The sequence below is a fragment of the Pseudoalteromonas sp. 5Ae-yellow genome (genome assembly GCF_014077565.1).
Classification (GTDB): domain Bacteria; phylum Pseudomonadota; class Gammaproteobacteria; order Enterobacterales; family Alteromonadaceae; genus Pseudoalteromonas.
The window spans coordinates 13,223-29,761 of sequence record NZ_JACGWD010000037.1; the positions used below are offsets into that span (position 1 = coordinate 13,223).

A 16,539-nucleotide genomic window follows, 5' to 3' on the forward strand; every position below is an offset into this window, starting at 1 on the left:
GTTAGCGTGAGCGATTTATTATCCCAAGACGAAATTGATGCGCTATTACATGGCGTTGATGACGTTGAAGAGGAAGATATACACGACGGTGAAGATGGCGGAGGAAGTACGCTTCAGTACGATTTTTCTTCGCAAGATCGGATCGTGCGTGGTCGTATGCCGACACTGGAAATTGTTAATGAACGCTTTGCTCGTCATATGCGAATTAGCCTATTTAACATGATGCGCCGCACCGCAGAGGTGTCTATTAACGGCGTGCAAATGATTAAATTTGGTGAGTATATCCATACTCTATTTGTTCCAACCAGCTTAAATATGGTGCGTTTTAGACCGCTTAAAGGTACCGGCCTTATTACCATGGAAGCACGACTTGTGTTTATTTTGGTAGATAACTTTTTTGGTGGTGACGGGCGTTATCATGCAAAAATTGAAGGTCGAGAATTTACGCCTACAGAACGTCGTATTGTGCAAATGCTCCTTAAAATAATCTTTGAAGATTATAAAGAAGCATGGGCTCCGGTTATGGATGTATCGTTTGAATATCTCGATTCAGAAGTAAACCCCGCTATGGCGAATATTGTAAGTCCAACAGAGGTTGTGGTTATTAGCTCTTTTCATATTGAGCTTGATGGCGGTGGTGGCGATTTTCATATTGCACTTCCGTATTCGATGCTTGAGCCAATCCGAGAGCTTTTAGATGCGGGTGTTCAGTCTGATACTGAAGATACTGATTTACGTTGGAGCAAAGCACTTCGCGATGAAATAATGGATGTTGAGGTTGATATGTCGACTCAGTTACTTGAAGTTGATTTGACCTTAAAGCAAATTATGGAATTAAAAGCAGGTGATATTATTCCGGTTGAAATGCCTGAGCATATAACCGTGTTTGTTGAAGAACTACCTACATTTAGAGCCAAGATGGGCCGCTCTCGCGATAATGTTGCGCTTCAAATTAGTGAAAAAATTAAACGACCTGATTCAGTTAAATCTGAGCTGCATGTATTTACCAAAGGCGGCAAGAAAATTGACTCAGATGCAGAATTAGCAGAACTAGAAGATGATTTACACCTCTCTGACGGTGTAGACTTAGACTGGTAATTGATTAAAAGGTTAAAAGTATGAGCGATGATCAAGATACAATGGACGAATGGGCAGCAGCATTAGCAGAAGCCGAAGGTCCAGATGATAGTAGCGAAGCACATGTTGCAGAGCTTGATGAGTTAAGTGATTCAAAACACGAAATGAGTGGCGATGAAAAACGAAAACTCGACACTATTTTAGATATCCCCGTTACTATTTCAATGGAAGTAGGGCGCTCTAAAATTAATATTCGTAACTTACTGCAACTCAACCAAGGCTCTGTTGTTGAGCTTGACCGTGTTGCGGGCGAGCCGCTAGACGTACTAGTTAATGGTACTTTGATAGCTCATGGCGAAGTAGTTGTAGTAAACGACAAGTTTGGTATTCGCTTAACTGACGTGATCAGCCAAGTAGAGCGGATCAAAAAACTACGATGAGCTTATTAGTTGCTTTAACTAGTTCCGTTTTTTCAAAAGCAGATGTGGCAACACCAACTGGAGATATACTCTCTATGGTGCTGTCGCTTGTAATGGTGCTAGTACTAATTATTGTGCTGGCATTTTTTGTTAAAAAGCTTAATCCAAATTTAGCAAACAGCGATGAATTTAAAGTAGTCAGAAGTCTACCTTTGGGTTCTCGTGAGCGTTTAATGGTTGTTGAGATAGATAATGCTCAGCATTTACTTGGTGTAACCCCCCATAGTATTAATTACTTACACAAGTTAGAAACCCCATTAAGTGAAAAAGAACTACCTGAATTAGCTAAACGATTTGGTAAACTTTTAAACCCGCAATCAAACCAAAATAAAAAGAATTAAACCTATGACAAAGTGGCTGCTTATTATTTTTGCCATGGTGTTTGTACCAAGTGTAAGCGCAGAAGGAATTGATGCGCTTACTATTACAACAAACGCTGATGGCACACAGGATTACTCAGTAACGTTACAAGTTTTAGCAATTATGACGGCGCTGAGTTTTATACCGGCTGCCATAATTATGATGACCTCCTTTACACGAATAATTGTTGTACTCGCCATTTTGCGCCAAGCAATTGGTTTGCAGCAAACACCGTCGAACCAAGTGTTATTAGGGATGTCGCTTTTTCTAAGTATTTTTATAATGTCGCCTATTTATCAGCAGGTAAACGAGCGAGCTATAGAACCTTACTTAAATGAGCAGGTTACTTCAGTACAAGCTTTAGAGCTGGCTAAAGAGCCAATGAAAGCATTTATGCTTTCGCAAGTGCGTTTAAAAGATTTAGAAACGTTTGCTAAAATTGCCGGTTACGATCAGCTAGATTCGCCACAAGATACACCGTTAATAGTGCTTATACCCGCCTTTGTAACCAGCGAATTGCAAACCGCATTTATAATAGGGTTTATGTTTTTTATCCCATTTTTAATTGTTGATTTAGTGGTCGCCTCGGTATTAATGGCGATGGGTATGATGATGCTTTCACCCATGATTGTGTCTTTACCGTTTAAAATTATGTTATTTGTACTTGTAGACGGCTGGAGCTTAGTGATGGGGACTCTAGCCAAAAGCTTTGGTTTAGGGACTTAGTATGCAAAGCATTAACATGACCCAACAATAGGAGTACAACATGGAACCGGAAATTTTTGTTGATATCCTAAGTGACGCTCTTTTTTTAGTTATTAAGCTGGTGTCTGCAATTGTAGTCCCAGGCTTAATTATTGGTTTAGTTGTAGCTGTGTTTCAGGCCGCGACGTCTATCAATGAACAAACATTGAGCTTTTTACCTCGTTTATTAATTACCATTAGTGCGCTTATTGTGGGTGGGCATTGGCTTACTCAAGAGCTAATGGACTTTTTTACTCGCCTAGTATTACTTATTCCTGAAATTGCAGGTTAAGCGTGGAATACCCCTTTGCTGTCGTTATTCAATGGTTGAGCGATTTTTTGTTGCCGCTGGTACGCATTAGCTCAATGATTATGATTATGGCTGGTTTGGGGGCTAAAAATGTTCCTACACGTATAAAAATGGGTTTATCGGTTGTTGTAACTTTTGTTGTAGTTCCTGTTTTGCCCCCAGCTACATTCACTAATTTATTTTCGTTTGAGATGATTTTAGTCGTTATTCAACAAATGCTGATTGGTGTTGCTATTGGTTTTTCATCTATACTTTTACTAAATACTTTTGTGTTAGCAGGGCAAATACTCGCGATGCAAACCGGTTTAGGTTTTGCTTCGGTTATTGACCCTTCTAATGGTGCGAGTGTGCCTGCTGTGGGCCAGTTTTTTCTTATTTTGGCGACGCTATTATTTTTTGCTTTTAACGGTCATTTAATGATGATTCAAATGGTGGTGCATAGTTTTCAAGTGCTACCCATTGATGGCACATGGTGGTCTGTAGATCATTACTGGGACATAGTGACCTGGGGTGGCTGGATGTTTACTACAGCACTGGTACTCTCACTTGCACCGCTTACCGCGATGCTCGTTATTAATATGTCGTTTGGTATTATGACGCGTGCAGCACCGCAATTAAATATTTTCTCTATTGGTTTTCCGTTTACCTTGGTCGCGGGACTTATTATTATTTGGGCGACACTAGGTAACTTTGTTACTCAGTTTGAGTTTCAATGGTTAAAAATGGTTGAGCTAATGTGTACTTTAGTTGGTTGCTCACCTTAGGAGAAAGTCATGTCTGAAGACTCAGGACAAGAAAAAACAGAAGAACCCACATCCAAAAAACTTGAAGAATCTAAAAAGAAAGGCCAAATAGCGCGCTCAAAAGAGCTAGGTACCATGTTTGTACTTATTTTTTCGGCTATATCGCTTTTGATGTATGGGCCAGAAATTGGCAAAGGTTTATACAATGTAATGGGCCGAACCCTTAGCTTAAATCGCAACGAAGCCTTTGATACTACTAAAATGTTTGCCGTATGGGGAGAGGTTGCAGACGCTTTAATGTTTCCTATGGCTATGTTTGTATTAATTATAGTTTTGGCTGCATTTATTGGTAATACGTTACTAGGTGGTTTTAATTTTAGCTGGGAAGCCGCTGCACCGAAAGCAAGTAAAATGTCGCCAATGAAAGGTTTTAAACGTATGTTTGGCCCGCAAGCGGCTATTGAGCTTGTAAAGTCACTTTTAAAATTTGGCTTGGTTGCAAGTTTTGCTATATTTTTAATTAATACCTATTTTGATGAAATACTGCATTTAAGTTTAGAAAGTGCGCCAGGTAATATTATCCATGCCTTAGAGATTTTAGGCTGGATGTTTTTAGGTCTTTCGTGCACTTTAATTATTATTGCGGCTATTGATGCACCATTTCAAAGTTATAACCATAACAAACAACTTAAAATGACAATGCAAGAGATTAAAGATGAGTATAAAAACTCTGAAGGTGACCCACAAATAAAAGCGCGTATTAGGCAAACTCAAAGGCAAATGTCGCAAAACCGTATGATGCAAGATGTCCCTGACGCTGATGTTATTGTTACCAACCCAACTCACTACTCAGTAGCATTAAAATACGATACAGAGCGCGCAGGAGCGCCAATAGTGCTTGCTAAGGGTATCGATGAAATGGCGATGCAAATTAGAAAAGTAGCAATAGGGAATGAAGTACCTATTTTAGAATCCCCCATGTTGACCCGAGCGCTTTATCATACGGCTGAAGTAGGAGAGCAAATACCCGATCAGCTATTTACTGCAGTAGCGCAAGTTTTAGCGTATGTATTTCAGCTTAAGCGCTTTAATAAAGGGCGCGGTAAACGTCCAACTAAGCTCAATAACAAGCTCCCAATCCCCGATGCCTACAAGTATTAAACCGTTAACTTAGTAACTTGGAATAGTTATTGCAAATTCTACGTAGTGTCAATTTTTTGAAATTGTAGAATTATGAGTTTTAAAGCGGTATTACAACAACTTAACAGAGACAAAAAAGACTATGCCAAAGGGGTAGGTACTCCTTTGCTTGTGCTTGCAGCCTTGGGAATGGTGATCTTACCGTTACCGCCATTTTTACTCGATATCCTTTTCTCGTTTAATATTGCCCTCGCATTAGTGGTTTTACTCGTGACTGTTTACACGATGAAGCCGGTTGAGTTTGGTATATTTCCCTCTGTATTACTAATCGCTACGATTATGCGCTTAGCGCTTAACGTTGCCAGCACTCGAGTTGTATTACTTGAAGGTCATAATGGTGGTGATTCTGCCGGTAAAGTAATTGAAGCGTTTGGCTCAGTTGTTATTGGTGGTAACTACGCAGTTGGTTTGGTCGTATTTTTAATTCTGATCATTATTAACTTTGTGGTAATTACTAAAGGTGCTGGGCGTATTTCTGAGGTATCTGCACGTTTCACCCTTGATGCAATGCCGGGTAAACAAATGGCAATTGACGCCGATTTAAACGCTGGTTTTATCAGTGCTGAGCAAGCGCGTGACCGCCGCGAGGAAGTAACTCGCGAAGCTGATTTTTACGGCTCAATGGATGGTGCGAGTAAATTTGTAAAAGGCGATGCCATTGCAGGTATTGTTATATTAATCATCAATATTGTTGGTGGTTTATTTGTCGGTATGATTCAACATAATTTGAGTTTTGGCAACGCAATGGAAGTATATACATTACTTACCATTGGTGATGGCTTAGTTGCTCAACTCCCTTCTTTACTGCTTTCAATTGGTACCGCGATTGTTGTAACACGTCAAAATGAGTCGCTCAATATGGGTGACCAATTTAAGAAACAACTAGGTAACGAAAAATCACTCTTTATTGCTTCAGGTATTTTGATCATCATGGGCTTAGTACCTGGTATGCCGCATATTGCTTTTTTAAGTTTAGGTGCGTTACTGGGTTATTTAGCTTACTACACACAGCAAACTAAGTTAAAAGCCGCTGCAGCAGAAGCCGAAGAAGCCGCCAGTGGCGGAAGCGCTGCAACAGGTATTGCCAATAAACAAGAGCAAAAAGAACTTGGTTGGGATGATGTTCAGCAGGTTGACGTAATTGGCCTAGAAGTAGGTTACAGATTAATTCCGTTGGTAGATCAATCTCAAGGTGGTGAGCTACTTAATCGTATTAAAGGTGTACGTAAAAAGCTTTCTCAAGAACTTGGTTTTTTAGTACCACCTGTTCATATTCGCGATAATTTAGAGCTTGATCCAAATGCTTACAGAATAACGCTAATGGGTGTTTCAACCGGTGAAAGCGAACTTAAACATGGCGACGAGCTAGCGATTAACCCAGGGCAAGTATTTGGTCCTATTAAAGGGGTTGAAACTAAAGATCCTGCGTTTGGCCTTGATGCAGTATGGATCAAGCCTGATCAAAAAGATGAAGCGCAATCACTAGGTTATACCGTTGTAGATTCAGCCACGGTAGTTGCCACTCATATTAGCCAGTTATTAACTAACAGTGCGGCGTTGCTACTAGGGCACGAAGAAGTTCAAAACCTGCTTGATATGCTTGCTAAAAGCCATCCTCGCTTAGTAGAAGGACTAGTACCTGATGTGTTGCCATTAACTGCAATTGTAAAAGTACTGCAAAATTTATTGAATGAAGGTGTAGCTATTCGCGATATGCGCTCAATTGTTCAAACCCTTGTTGAATATGGTCCGCGTAGCCAAGACCCTGATGTATTAACGGCTGCAGTGCGTATTTCCCTGCGTAGATTAATTGTTCAAGATGCGGTGGGAATGTCATCAGAAATTCCTGTCATAACCTTGGCGCCTGAGTTGGAACAGATGTTGCATCAGTCATTACAAAATGCAGGTGATGAAGGTGCCGGTATTGAGCCAGGACTTGCAGAGCGACTTCAAGTGTCATTAACACAAGCGCATCAAAATCAAGAAATGGCCGGTGAACCTTCTATATTGCTAACGTCAGGAATGTTACGCACTGTGTTATCTCGTTTTGTTAAGTACACCATTCCAGGATTGAGAGTGATGTCTTATCAAGAGGTACCAGATGAAAGACAGATAAAGATTGTTAGCTCTGTAGGGCAACAATAAGATTTTAACAGGGGTTGAATCATGAAAATTAAACGTTTTTTTGCTAAAGATATGCGCACAGCACTTAAAGAAGTTAAAGATGAATTAGGTGTTGATGCGGTTATTATGTCAAATAAGAAGCTGGCTAACGGTGTAGAAATTGTAGCGGCAGTTGATTATGACAAAGCAGCCCCTAAAGTAGCAGCGCAACCACAACGTAATGCTGAGCCTCGTGCTCAAGCGCCACAGCAAAGCATGCATAACTTTGTAAGACCAGAGCCACAGCGTGCTAAGCCTGAGCCACAAGCAAAGGTTGCTGACAGCTTACAAGCATTACTAGAGCGACAATCACCGCGTCCTCGCTCCCCTGAACTTGCTTCTATGTTTTCACAATCGGGTATTGATACTACCGATAACTATCAAGAGCCGGCTGCGCAGCCGCGTACTAAAAATATGTTTATTCCTGAAAGTGCAGCGCCAGTTCGCCCACAAACTCAAGCCGATAGTTTAGGTTTTGATGATTTAGACCGCGATTTTGATGATTTAGATAGCCCGGTAACTGCTCGCCCACAAAATAAAAATAATGAAAGCGAAGAAATGACAACAATGCGTGAAGAAATGAACGCGATTCGTCAGTTACTTGAACATCAAGTATCAGGTTTAATGCAACAAGATATGGCGCGTCGCGATCCAACGCGTGCGTGCATGGTTGACCGTTTAGTCGGTATGGGTATTGATAAAGAAGTCGCGCAACAAATGGCATGTTTCGTACCTGACGACGTGTCTCGTCAGCAAGGCTGGAAAGCATTGCTAACAATGGTTGAAGATCAAATGCAAACAACCAATAACGAAATACTTCGCCAAGGTGGTGTATATGCGTTAGTGGGTCCAACAGGTGTGGGCAAAACCACGACAGTTGCTAAGCTTGCAGCTCTAGGTGCACAAAAGTATGGCGCCGATAAAGTTGCCTTAATAACCACTGATACGTACAGAATTGGTGCTTATGAGCAGCTTGCAACTTACGGTCGTATTATTGGTTGTGGTGTAAAACAAGTTAAAGATGCTAATGAGTTAGCTGAAGTTTTATATCATTTACGAAATAAACGTCTAGTGTTAATTGATACGGCAGGTATGAGCCAGCGAGATTTACGCTTAACTGAGCAGTTAAATACGTTAATGCGCAACCAGCGTGTGGATATTCGCAGCTACTTAGTACTCAGTGCCACAGCGCAAATTAATGTACTACAAGAAACTGTACGCCACTTTAAAAAAGTACAGTTAAGTGGTTGTATTTTTACCAAGTTGGATGAATCATTAAGTTTGGGTGAGATTATTAGTATTGCGATTCAAAATCGCCTTCCAATAGGGTATCTTACTAATGGACAACGAGTACCAGAAGATATTCGTGTTGCAAATGCTGAAAAACTAGTGAAAAAGGCTGAGCAATTATATTTAAAAAGAACAAAAGCACAACATTCAAGGCATCAAGCAGTGGCGCCAAGTACAGTAGGGATGTATGATTAACACAGTATTAGATCAAGCAAGCGGCCTGCGCAAAATGAGTCAAAACAATAACAACGGCGTTAAAGTTATCGCTGTAACCGGTGGTAAAGGTGGGGTGGGGAAAACAAATGTTTCTCTAAATACTGCTATAGCACTAGGGCAGCAAGGTAATAGAGTACTAGTACTGGATGCTGACTTAGGTTTGGCAAATTGTGATGTGATGCTTGGTTTACGTGTAGAGCGTAATTTGTCACACGTTTTGTCTGGTGAATGTGAGCTTGACGAAATTTTAGTTGAAGGTCCTGCTGGTATTAAAATTGTACCCGCTACATCGGGTTCGCAAAGTATGGTTGAGTTATCACCATCGGAGCATGCTGGACTAATTCGTGCGTTTAGCGAATTGAATACCGAATTCGATATTTTAATTGTAGATACAGCCGCTGGTATTTCAGACATGGTGCTAAGCTTCTCACGAGCAGCACAAGATGTAATGGTTGTAGTGTGCGATGAACCAACATCAATAACCGATGCTTACGCACTTATTAAAGTATTAAGCCGCGAGCATGGTGTTTATAAGTTCAAAATTGTTGCAAATATGGTCCGCAGTATGCGTGAAGGTACTGAATTGTTTGCAAAACTATCTAAAGTTACCGATCGCTTTTTAGATGTGTCAATGGAGCTAGTAGCAACGGTTCCCTATGATGAAAATATGCGCAAAGCAACGCGTCGTCAAAAAGTAATAGTAGAGCTCTTTCCTAATTCGCCAGCCGCTCTCGCGTTTAAAGCGCTGGCAACCAAAGCAGTTAAATGGCCAATACCAAACCAACCATCTGGGCATTTAGAGTTTTTCATTGAGAAACTAGTAAACGGTTAATTATGACAATATTGGTGAATAGAGCTATGGGATATCAATCAACACAAAACTTAAATGTGATTGTTGAGAAACATGCATCACTTGTCAAAAAAGTGGCATGTCATCTAATTGCTCGATTACCACCTAGCGTTCAGCTTGATGATTTAATTCAATCAGGAATGATAGGTTTAATAGAAGCTTCAAAAAACTTCGATGCAACTAAGGGCGCAAGCTTTGAAACCTTTGCAGGTATTCGTATTCGCGGTGCCATGCTTGATGAAATGCGCCGTGGTGATTGGGCTCCTCGTTCAGTACATCGCAAAAGCCGGCAAGTTGCAGAAGCAATTACAGGACTCGAAAGTAGTCTTAATCGCGAACCAACAGATACAGAAGTTGCTGAAAAACTTGAAATTTCACTCAATGAGTACCATCATATTTTAAATGATGTGAATGCGAGTAAAATACTAGGTATTGAAGACCTTGGTGTTGATGAGGATGTTATAACTCCCGTAGGCCAAGATTTAGCGCAAGATAAACCTTTTAATAATGTTAAAAATGATCGGTTTAATGAGTCTTTGCTAAGTGCAATTAAGTCATTACCAGAGCGTGATGCAATGGTACTTTCTTTATACTATAACGATGAAATGAATTTAAAAGAAATAGGACATATACTCGATGTAAGTGAATCGCGTGTAAGTCAGATACATGGTCAGGCGATGATTAAGCTTAAAGCTAAAATCAATGACTGGATAAATTAGTAGTAAGCAAACAAAGGTTAATACCTCACTGGGGGATGTTTTGGATAAAAACATGAAAATTCTTGTAGTCGATGATTTTTCAACGATGAGACGCATTATAAAAAACCTGTTACGTGATTTAGGTTTCACTAACGTTCAAGAAGCTGATGACGGGTCAACAGCTTTGCCTATGTTGCAAAATCAAGTGTTTGATTTTGTAGTTACTGATTGGAATATGCCGGGAATGCAAGGTATTGACCTTTTAAGAGCAATTCGTGCAGATGATAAGTTAAAACATATCCCTGTATTAATGGTAACGGCAGAAGCTAAAAAAGAACAAATAATAGCTGCAGCGCAAGCTGGCGTTAATGGTTATATTGTTAAGCCTTTTACGGCTGGAACATTAAAAACTAAGTTAGAAAAAGTATTTGAACGCTTAGGCTAATGATGGGGGAGAGGCTTATGCCAGCACCAGCTGCGCCTCAAATAACGTTAGAACAAGCTCGACAGCTCGTTATTTTTTTAGAAAATGATGAGCAAGATAAAGCAAATCAGTTAATTTTAGAGACTGCCTCGCAAGAGCAGTCTGAATTATTTGCTGAAGTTGGAAAGTTGACCCGTCAATTGCACGAAGCACTTAAAAGCTTTGATCTTGATACTCGTTTAACAGATTTAACAACAGATGCTATTCCAGATGCTAAAAAGCGGCTTAATTATGTTATAGAAATGACAGAAAATGCGGCTAATAAAACAATGGATGCTGTTGAGGCTAGTTTACCTATAGCCCAGCAATTAGCAGATGAAATATCTCATATCAAACCGACATGGGATCGTTTAATGAGTCGCGAGATTGAGTTAGGTGAGTTTAAACAACTTTGCCACAGCATCGATAAGTTTATGAATAACTCTCATCATAAAACCGATGAGCTTCAAAGCTTAATGACAAATGTACTAATGGCTCAAGACTATCAAGACTTAACAGGTCAAGTTATTCGCCGTGTTATAGAACTTGTTAGAGAAGTAGAAGAAAGCTTACTTCATCTTTTAACAGCATTTGCTGAACAAGATGACAGTGACAACACAGCGAATAAAGTAGAACAACAAAAAATAAAAGAACCAGTTGCCACACAAACTTTAGCAGGTCCTGAAGGCCCTATTATTGATAAAGAATCGCGTAATGATGTTGTATCTGATCAAGATGAAGTCGATGATCTTTTATCAAGTTTGGGCTTCTAAGAGGAGAGTAACTGCATGTTTGAAGTCGATGAAGATATTTTACAAGACTTTCTTGTAGAGGCAGGAGAAATCCTAGAGCTTTTATCTGAACAGTTAGTTGAACTGGAAAATAATCCAGAAGATACCGAGTTACTAAATGCCATATTTAGAGGCTTTCACACTGTAAAAGGTGGTGCAGGCTTTTTAGCTATGACAGAACTTGTTGATGCTTGTCATGGCGCTGAAAACGTATTTGATTTACTACGTCAAGGTGTGCGAACGGTCAATTCAGAGTTAATGGATGTTATTTTACAAGCGCTCGACACCATTAATGAAATGTTCGCGACTATTCAAAATAGGGATAAGCCAGAACCTGCAGATCCTGAATTACTTCATACTCTTCATATTTTAGGTCTACCACCAACAGAAGATGAGCTTAACGGTGTATCTTCGAACAATGAAGTTGAACAACCTCAAAGCGAAGTAGTTGATACGCCAATAGTTGATGACGAAGATCCGTTTGCGTTTGATGAACTATTTAGCGGAACGCCTTCGGTTAGCGATGCTGAAATTGATGAAATAACTGAAGATGAATTTGAAAACTTACTGGATGAACTACACGGTAAAGGACAAGGTCCTGCAATTGAAAAGCCGGTAATAAGTAGCAATGACTTTAATGGTGACATTACTGATGATGAATTTGATAGCTTATTAGATGAGTTACATGGAGTTGGCAGTTTTGGTGAGGTTGCGAGTAAAGCACCTGAACAAAGTAATGCAGTTAAAGCGTCTGTAGAACCAGCTAAGGCGGCGTCAAATATTGCTAATTCATCAGATGATGAAATTAGTGATGACGAGTTTGAAACACTTCTTGATGAACTTCATGGCAAAGGTACTGCACCTAAATTAATAGAAAGCACTCCTGCTGTGAAACAGCCCAATATTCCAGCTAAACCAGCTGCAAAAGCGAGTGTGCCTGTAAAAAAACCAGAACCTGCAAAAGTACCCGTTTCTAAACCGGTAGAAAAACCGGTTGCTAAAGCAGCATCCGCAGCTTCTAAAAAATCAGCGCAGCCAGCAGCTGAAACTACCGTTCGCGTAGATACAAAACGACTAGACCAAATTATGAATATGGTTGGTGAGTTAGTACTTGTGCGAAATCGTTTGGTTAGTTTAGCGACTAACTCAGACAGTGAAGCGATGGGGAAAGCAATCTCTAACTTAGATGTAGTAACTGCTGATATTCAAGGCGCGGTTATGCAAACGCGAATGCAACCAATTAAAAAGGTATTTGGTCGTTTCCCTCGCGTAGTACGCGATTTAGCACGCAGCTTAAACAAAGATATTGACTTACAACTTGTAGGTGAAGAAACCGACTTAGATAAAAATTTAGTGGAAGCACTTGCCGATCCGCTTGTGCATTTAGTTCGAAACTCAGTTGACCACGGTATTGAAATGCCAGCTGTTCGTGAGGCTGCAGGTAAGCCTAGAACAGGTAATGTTACTTTATCAGCGTCTCAGGAAGGCGACCATATTTTGTTGACCATTAAAGATGATGGCGCTGGTATGGATGCTGAGAAACTGAAAAAAATAGCAATTAGTAAAGGCGTGCTCGATCACGATCAAGCGAGTCGACTTTCTGACACTGAAGCATACAACCTAATTTTTGCACCTGGCTTTTCTACAAAAGAAGAGATATCTGATATTTCAGGTCGTGGTGTTGGAATGGATGTGGTGAAAACTAAAATCACCCAATTAAACGGCTCTGTAAGTATTCAATCTGAGTTAGGCGTAGGTACTATTTTAGAGATAAAAGTACCACTTACCTTAGCCATATTACCGACCTTAATGGTAATTGTTGGCGCACAAACATTTGCGTTACCACTTGCTGGTGTTAGTGAAATATTCAACTTAGATTTAACGAAAACAAATGTGGTTGATGGGCAATTAACAATTATTGTGCGTAAAAAGGCAATACCGTTATTCTACCTTGAGCACTGGTTAGTTAAAGGCTCGGATCGTTCACAGCGTAAAGCAAAAGGCCATGTAGTTATTGTGCAAATTGGTACGCAGCAAATTGGTTTTGTTGTTGACTCATTAATTGGCCAAGAAGAAGTTGTAATTAAACCACTTGATGCGTTACTACAAGGTACTCCAGGTATGGCAGGCGCAACAATTACTTCAGATGGTGGTATTGCACTGATTTTAGACGTTCCAAACATGTTAAAACATTACGCAGGCTAATAATAAAGTAGGTATATATTTAATATATACCTACGCATAAATTTAATAAGAGAGCTAAATGGCCGTTAAAGTTTTAGTTGTTGATGATTCAAGCTTTTTTCGCCGCAGAGTAAGCGAAATCCTTGAACAAGATAGCGACATACAAGTTATAGGCTTTGCTGTGAATGGCAGAGAAGCTGTTGAAAAAGCAGCTCAGCTACGTCCAGATATGATCACTATGGATGTCGAAATGCCTGTGCTTGATGGTATTAGCGCAGTTAAAGAGATAATGGCGAGTAATCCAACCCCGATCTTAATGTTTTCATCACTAACACGTGATGGCGCAACAGCAACGTTTGATGCGCTAGATGCTGGAGCAATGGATTTTTTACCGAAAAAATTTGAAGACATCGCTCGCAATAATGAAGACGCTATAAAGCTTTTACAAAATAAAGTGAAAGATATAGGGCGAAGACGTTTACCGCGAACGTTTAAAGCTGCAACACCACCTAAGCCAGTAATATCAACTAAACCGATAACAAGCTCACTTTCGCAAAGAACAAACACACTAACTCCCTCGATAAAACAACCCGATAGAAGCTTTCAAATAGTAGCCCCTACAACATCGTCAGGTTCAAATATTGCCTCAATGCGAGCAAGTGGAAAGCAATACCAGCTTGTGGCTATTGGCACTTCTACAGGTGGCCCTGTTGCACTACAAACTATACTGACTCAATTGCCAGCTAATTTCCCTCACCCTATTTTACTTATTCAGCATATGCCTGCGGCTTTTACACCTGCTTTCGCAGCACGCTTAAATGGTCTGTGCCAAATAAAAGTGAAAGAAGCGCAACAAGGTGACCGCTTACAACCTGGAACGGCTTATTTAGCGCCTGGCGGACAGCAGATGATGGTAGAAGGGCGTGGTGCAAATAGAACACTGCGCGTATTTGAAGATCACAGCGAGAGAATAAGTTATAAACCGAGTGTAGATGTAACTTTTGCCAGTGCAGCAAAAACGTATCAAGGCGATGTGCTTGCTATCGTTTTAACAGGCATGGGCGCTGATGGACGTGACGGTGCAAGAATGTTAAAACAAACGGGTGCAACTATTTGGGCACAAGATGAGAAAAGCTGTGTTGTTTATGGAATGCCTCAAGCCATTGCTAATGCGGGGCTTTCGAGTGAAAGCTTAGCATTAAGCGATGTTGCAGCACGTATAAAGAGAGAGGTAGGTTGTGGATAAACTCTCAATATTTGGACTATTTGTAGCACTGGGTGCAATAGGTCTAGGTTACTCTTTAGAAGGCGGCGTTGTTTCTGCTTTATTTAATGGTCCTGCCCTTATTATTGTATTAGGCGGCACGCTTGGCGCTGTTATGTTACAAACATCAGCAAGTACCTTTAAAAAAATGCTAAATATGAGCTCTTGGGTTTTTGTTGCGCCACAATATGATATTGAAGATGCAATAGAGCAAGTTAAGCGGTGGTCTCATAAGGCACGTCAAGAAGGTTACTTAGCGCTTGAAAACGAAGCGCTAGCTCACCCAGATGCATATGCAGCAAAAGGTTTAAGCTTGCTTGTAGATGGCTGCTCAGAGCAAAAACTACGTGACACGCTTGAAATTGATTTACTGCTAGAACGCGATCGCTTGCTTGAAGCCGCACGTGTTTATGAAGCGATGGGGGGCTACAGTCCTACCATTGGTATTTTAGGTGCTGTGCTTGGTTTAATACAGGCAATGTCGTTTATTACCGATCCACAAATGCTTGGTGCAGGCGTTGCAACGGCATTTATCGCGACCATTTATGGTGTTGGTTTAGCTAATTTATTGTTTTTACCTATGGCAAATAAGTTAAAACAGCGTGTAGAGCAAAAAATGCTTTACCATGAAATGCTTGCCGAAGGTGTGATTGCAATAAGCGTTGGTGAAAGCCCAGTAAATATAGAATTAAAGCTTGAAGCCTATCGTGTAGAGCGTCCTAATTTAGTGGACGAATAACATGCTACGCCGACGACTTCGTCACTCTGCTCCTAAAAGTCAACATACAGAGCGTTGGCTTGTATCGTATGCCGATTACATGACCATTATGTTTGCTTTTTTTGTGGTGCTGTATGCGATAGCGATCAACAAAGAAGAACAATTTCAAATATTGTCAGACTCCCTTGAACACGTTTTTGATAAATCTGCCCGCCAGCACTCCCAGCAAGGTGAGGGCGTCAATGGTAATGGAATATTGACTGATAGAGTGACACCTGAACAAGAAGTTCTTTATGGTGAAAGTATTTTAAAAGAAGAACAAGGTCCAGAGTTACTCGACGGTCAAAGTGATACAAGTAACATACAACAAAAATATTTAGGAAAACCACTCGATAGCTTACTTACTAAGCTGCAGTCAGCGCTTATTGATGAAATTCGTGATGGAGAAGCCAGTTTAGAGCTTAATCAAGATTGGCTGATTATAGAGCTAAGCTCAGGTATGTTATTTTCAAGTGGTAGCTCAGTTGCACATTCTAGGGCAAAACAAGTCGTCAAAATTGTTAAAGATATTATTGCTCCAGTAGATAACTATATTAGGGTGCGTGGCTATACTGATGATGAAAGTATTCGCAATGAAATATTTCGCTCAAATTGGGAGCTCTCGGTTGCTAGAGCAACATCTATTTTAGTAGAGCTGGAAGCATTAGGTATTAATTCTGCCAGAATGGCGATAGAAGGTTATGGTCAATACTCACCTTTTTTAAGTAACGATACAGAACAAGGGCGAGCAGAAAATCGTAAAGTTGTTATTGCACTTTCTAAGTATGGTTTACCACCAATACAAGACGTTAAAGGTGATGAACAAGCCGTTAAGCCAGTAGCGGAAGAGCCTGAAATTGAGCTTCCTTCAGATGACGATACAATAAAAATAATTCGTTTGCCTCATGGTGGTATTCGCATAACAACGCGCAATGAACAGTAATTAGGAT

The 16,539-nt window shown here is 40.3% G+C and carries 17 protein-coding genes; all 17 read left to right on the plus strand.

The features are described 5' to 3' along the window. Positions 1 to 6: 6 nt before the first annotated feature. The 17 genes from fliM (at position 7) to H4J63_RS11335 (ending at position 16,532) form a co-directional block, all read left to right on the plus strand. Positions 7 to 1,098, plus strand: a complete 1,092-nt coding sequence (fliM, locus tag H4J63_RS11255) for a flagellar motor switch protein FliM (RefSeq protein WP_024606211.1) — start codon at positions 7 to 9, stop codon at positions 1,096 to 1,098. 20 nt (positions 1,099 to 1,118) lie between these two features. Then, positions 1,119 to 1,517: a flagellar motor switch protein FliN gene (gene fliN / locus H4J63_RS11260; RefSeq protein ID WP_024599211.1), complete on the plus strand. Its 399-nt coding sequence runs from the start codon at positions 1,119 to 1,121 to the stop codon at positions 1,515 to 1,517. Beyond that, positions 1,514 to 1,897, plus strand: a complete 384-nt coding sequence (gene fliO / locus H4J63_RS11265; RefSeq protein WP_007377952.1) for a flagellar biosynthetic protein FliO — start codon at positions 1,514 to 1,516, stop codon at positions 1,895 to 1,897. Before fliN ends, fliO begins: the two co-directional genes overlap by 4 nt. Before the next feature lie 4 nt (positions 1,898 to 1,901). Continuing rightward, positions 1,902 to 2,642 (plus strand): flagellar type III secretion system pore protein FliP, encoded by a 741-nt coding sequence (fliP, locus tag H4J63_RS11270; protein WP_007585804.1) that lies wholly within the window; start codon positions 1,902 to 1,904, stop codon positions 2,640 to 2,642. A 40-nt stretch (positions 2,643 to 2,682) separates the two neighbouring features. Further along, positions 2,683 to 2,952, plus strand: coding sequence for a flagellar biosynthesis protein FliQ (gene fliQ / locus H4J63_RS11275; protein WP_002959325.1), 270 nt, complete (start codon positions 2,683 to 2,685; stop codon positions 2,950 to 2,952). Positions 2,953 to 2,954: 2 nt separating this feature from the next. Then, entirely contained in the window at positions 2,955 to 3,734 is a 780-nt protein-coding gene (gene fliR / locus H4J63_RS11280; RefSeq protein WP_182196624.1) for a flagellar biosynthetic protein FliR, read from the plus strand. 9 nt (positions 3,735 to 3,743) lie between these two features. Next, entirely contained in the window at positions 3,744 to 4,874 is a 1,131-nt protein-coding gene (flhB, locus tag H4J63_RS11285; protein ID WP_007585806.1) for a flagellar biosynthesis protein FlhB, read from the plus strand. Between the two features lie 72 nt (positions 4,875 to 4,946). Then, complete coding sequence (gene flhA / locus H4J63_RS11290) at positions 4,947 to 7,058, plus strand: flagellar biosynthesis protein FlhA (protein WP_024606208.1); 2,112 nt, start codon at positions 4,947 to 4,949, stop codon at positions 7,056 to 7,058. Positions 7,059 to 7,079: 21 nt separating this feature from the next. Further along, positions 7,080 to 8,561 carry a flagellar biosynthesis protein FlhF gene (gene flhF, locus H4J63_RS11295; protein WP_010553900.1) on the plus strand — a complete coding sequence of 494 codons (1,482 nt, stop codon included), beginning with the start codon at positions 7,080 to 7,082 and terminating at the stop codon, positions 8,559 to 8,561. After that, complete coding sequence (locus H4J63_RS11300) at positions 8,554 to 9,414, plus strand: MinD/ParA family protein (protein WP_010553899.1); 861 nt, start codon at positions 8,554 to 8,556, stop codon at positions 9,412 to 9,414. The genes flhF and H4J63_RS11300 overlap by 8 nt, the downstream gene beginning before the upstream one ends. A gap of 26 nt (positions 9,415 to 9,440) precedes the next feature. After that, the gene (locus H4J63_RS11305) at positions 9,441 to 10,151 is read left to right on the plus strand and encodes an RNA polymerase sigma factor FliA (protein WP_033012732.1); all 711 of its coding nucleotides are present in this window, start codon (positions 9,441 to 9,443) and stop codon (positions 10,149 to 10,151) included. 40 nt (positions 10,152 to 10,191) lie between these two features. After that, on the plus strand, positions 10,192 to 10,575 hold the full coding sequence (cheY, locus tag H4J63_RS11310) for a chemotaxis response regulator CheY (RefSeq protein ID WP_008132609.1): 384 nt from the start codon (positions 10,192 to 10,194) through the stop codon (positions 10,573 to 10,575). Positions 10,576 to 10,592: 17 nt separating this feature from the next. Continuing rightward, positions 10,593 to 11,366 carry a protein phosphatase CheZ gene (locus H4J63_RS11315; protein ID WP_010553897.1) on the plus strand — a complete coding sequence of 258 codons (774 nt, stop codon included), beginning with the start codon at positions 10,593 to 10,595 and terminating at the stop codon, positions 11,364 to 11,366. Between the two features lie 15 nt (positions 11,367 to 11,381). Continuing rightward, positions 11,382 to 13,589, plus strand: a complete 2,208-nt coding sequence (locus H4J63_RS11320; RefSeq protein ID WP_182196626.1) for a chemotaxis protein CheA — start codon at positions 11,382 to 11,384, stop codon at positions 13,587 to 13,589. A 58-nt stretch (positions 13,590 to 13,647) separates the two neighbouring features. Next, a complete protein-coding gene (locus tag H4J63_RS11325) occupies positions 13,648 to 14,814 on the plus strand; it encodes a chemotaxis response regulator protein-glutamate methylesterase (RefSeq protein WP_182196629.1) in 1,167 nt (388 codons plus the stop codon). Beyond that, complete coding sequence (locus H4J63_RS11330; protein WP_007585825.1) at positions 14,807 to 15,571, plus strand: flagellar motor protein; 765 nt, start codon at positions 14,807 to 14,809, stop codon at positions 15,569 to 15,571. The genes H4J63_RS11325 and H4J63_RS11330 overlap by 8 nt, the downstream gene beginning before the upstream one ends. Position 15,572: 1 nt before the next feature. Then, positions 15,573 to 16,532, plus strand: coding sequence for a flagellar motor protein MotB (locus tag H4J63_RS11335; protein ID WP_169059705.1), 960 nt, complete (start codon positions 15,573 to 15,575; stop codon positions 16,530 to 16,532). Positions 16,533 to 16,539 lie beyond the last annotated feature (7 nt).

What these genes read in the sequence shown, in the direction of transcription:
- H4J63_RS11325 (WP_182196629.1), top strand. Translation starts at nt 13,648, where the DNA reads ATGGCCGTTAAAGTTTTAGTTGTTGATGATTCAAGCTTTTTTCGCCGC.
- flhA (WP_024606208.1), top strand. Translation starts at nt 4,947, where the DNA reads ATGAGTTTTAAAGCGGTATTACAACAACTTAACAGAGACAAAAAAGAC.
- H4J63_RS11315 (WP_010553897.1), top strand. Translation starts at nt 10,593, where the DNA reads ATGCCAGCACCAGCTGCGCCTCAAATAACGTTAGAACAAGCTCGACAG.
- flhF (WP_010553900.1), top strand. Translation starts at nt 7,080, where the DNA reads ATGAAAATTAAACGTTTTTTTGCTAAAGATATGCGCACAGCACTTAAA.
- H4J63_RS11305 (WP_033012732.1), top strand. Translation starts at nt 9,441, where the DNA reads ATGGGATATCAATCAACACAAAACTTAAATGTGATTGTTGAGAAACAT.
- fliN (WP_024599211.1), top strand. Translation starts at nt 1,119, where the DNA reads ATGAGCGATGATCAAGATACAATGGACGAATGGGCAGCAGCATTAGCA.
- fliO (WP_007377952.1), top strand. Translation starts at nt 1,514, where the DNA reads ATGAGCTTATTAGTTGCTTTAACTAGTTCCGTTTTTTCAAAAGCAGAT.
- flhB (WP_007585806.1), top strand. Translation starts at nt 3,744, where the DNA reads ATGTCTGAAGACTCAGGACAAGAAAAAACAGAAGAACCCACATCCAAA.
- H4J63_RS11300 (WP_010553899.1), top strand. Translation starts at nt 8,554, where the DNA reads ATGATTAACACAGTATTAGATCAAGCAAGCGGCCTGCGCAAAATGAGT.
- H4J63_RS11335 (WP_169059705.1), top strand. Translation starts at nt 15,573, where the DNA reads ATGCTACGCCGACGACTTCGTCACTCTGCTCCTAAAAGTCAACATACA.
- fliP (WP_007585804.1), top strand. Translation starts at nt 1,902, where the DNA reads ATGACAAAGTGGCTGCTTATTATTTTTGCCATGGTGTTTGTACCAAGT.
- H4J63_RS11320 (WP_182196626.1), top strand. Translation starts at nt 11,382, where the DNA reads ATGTTTGAAGTCGATGAAGATATTTTACAAGACTTTCTTGTAGAGGCA.
- fliQ (WP_002959325.1), top strand. Translation starts at nt 2,683, where the DNA reads ATGGAACCGGAAATTTTTGTTGATATCCTAAGTGACGCTCTTTTTTTA.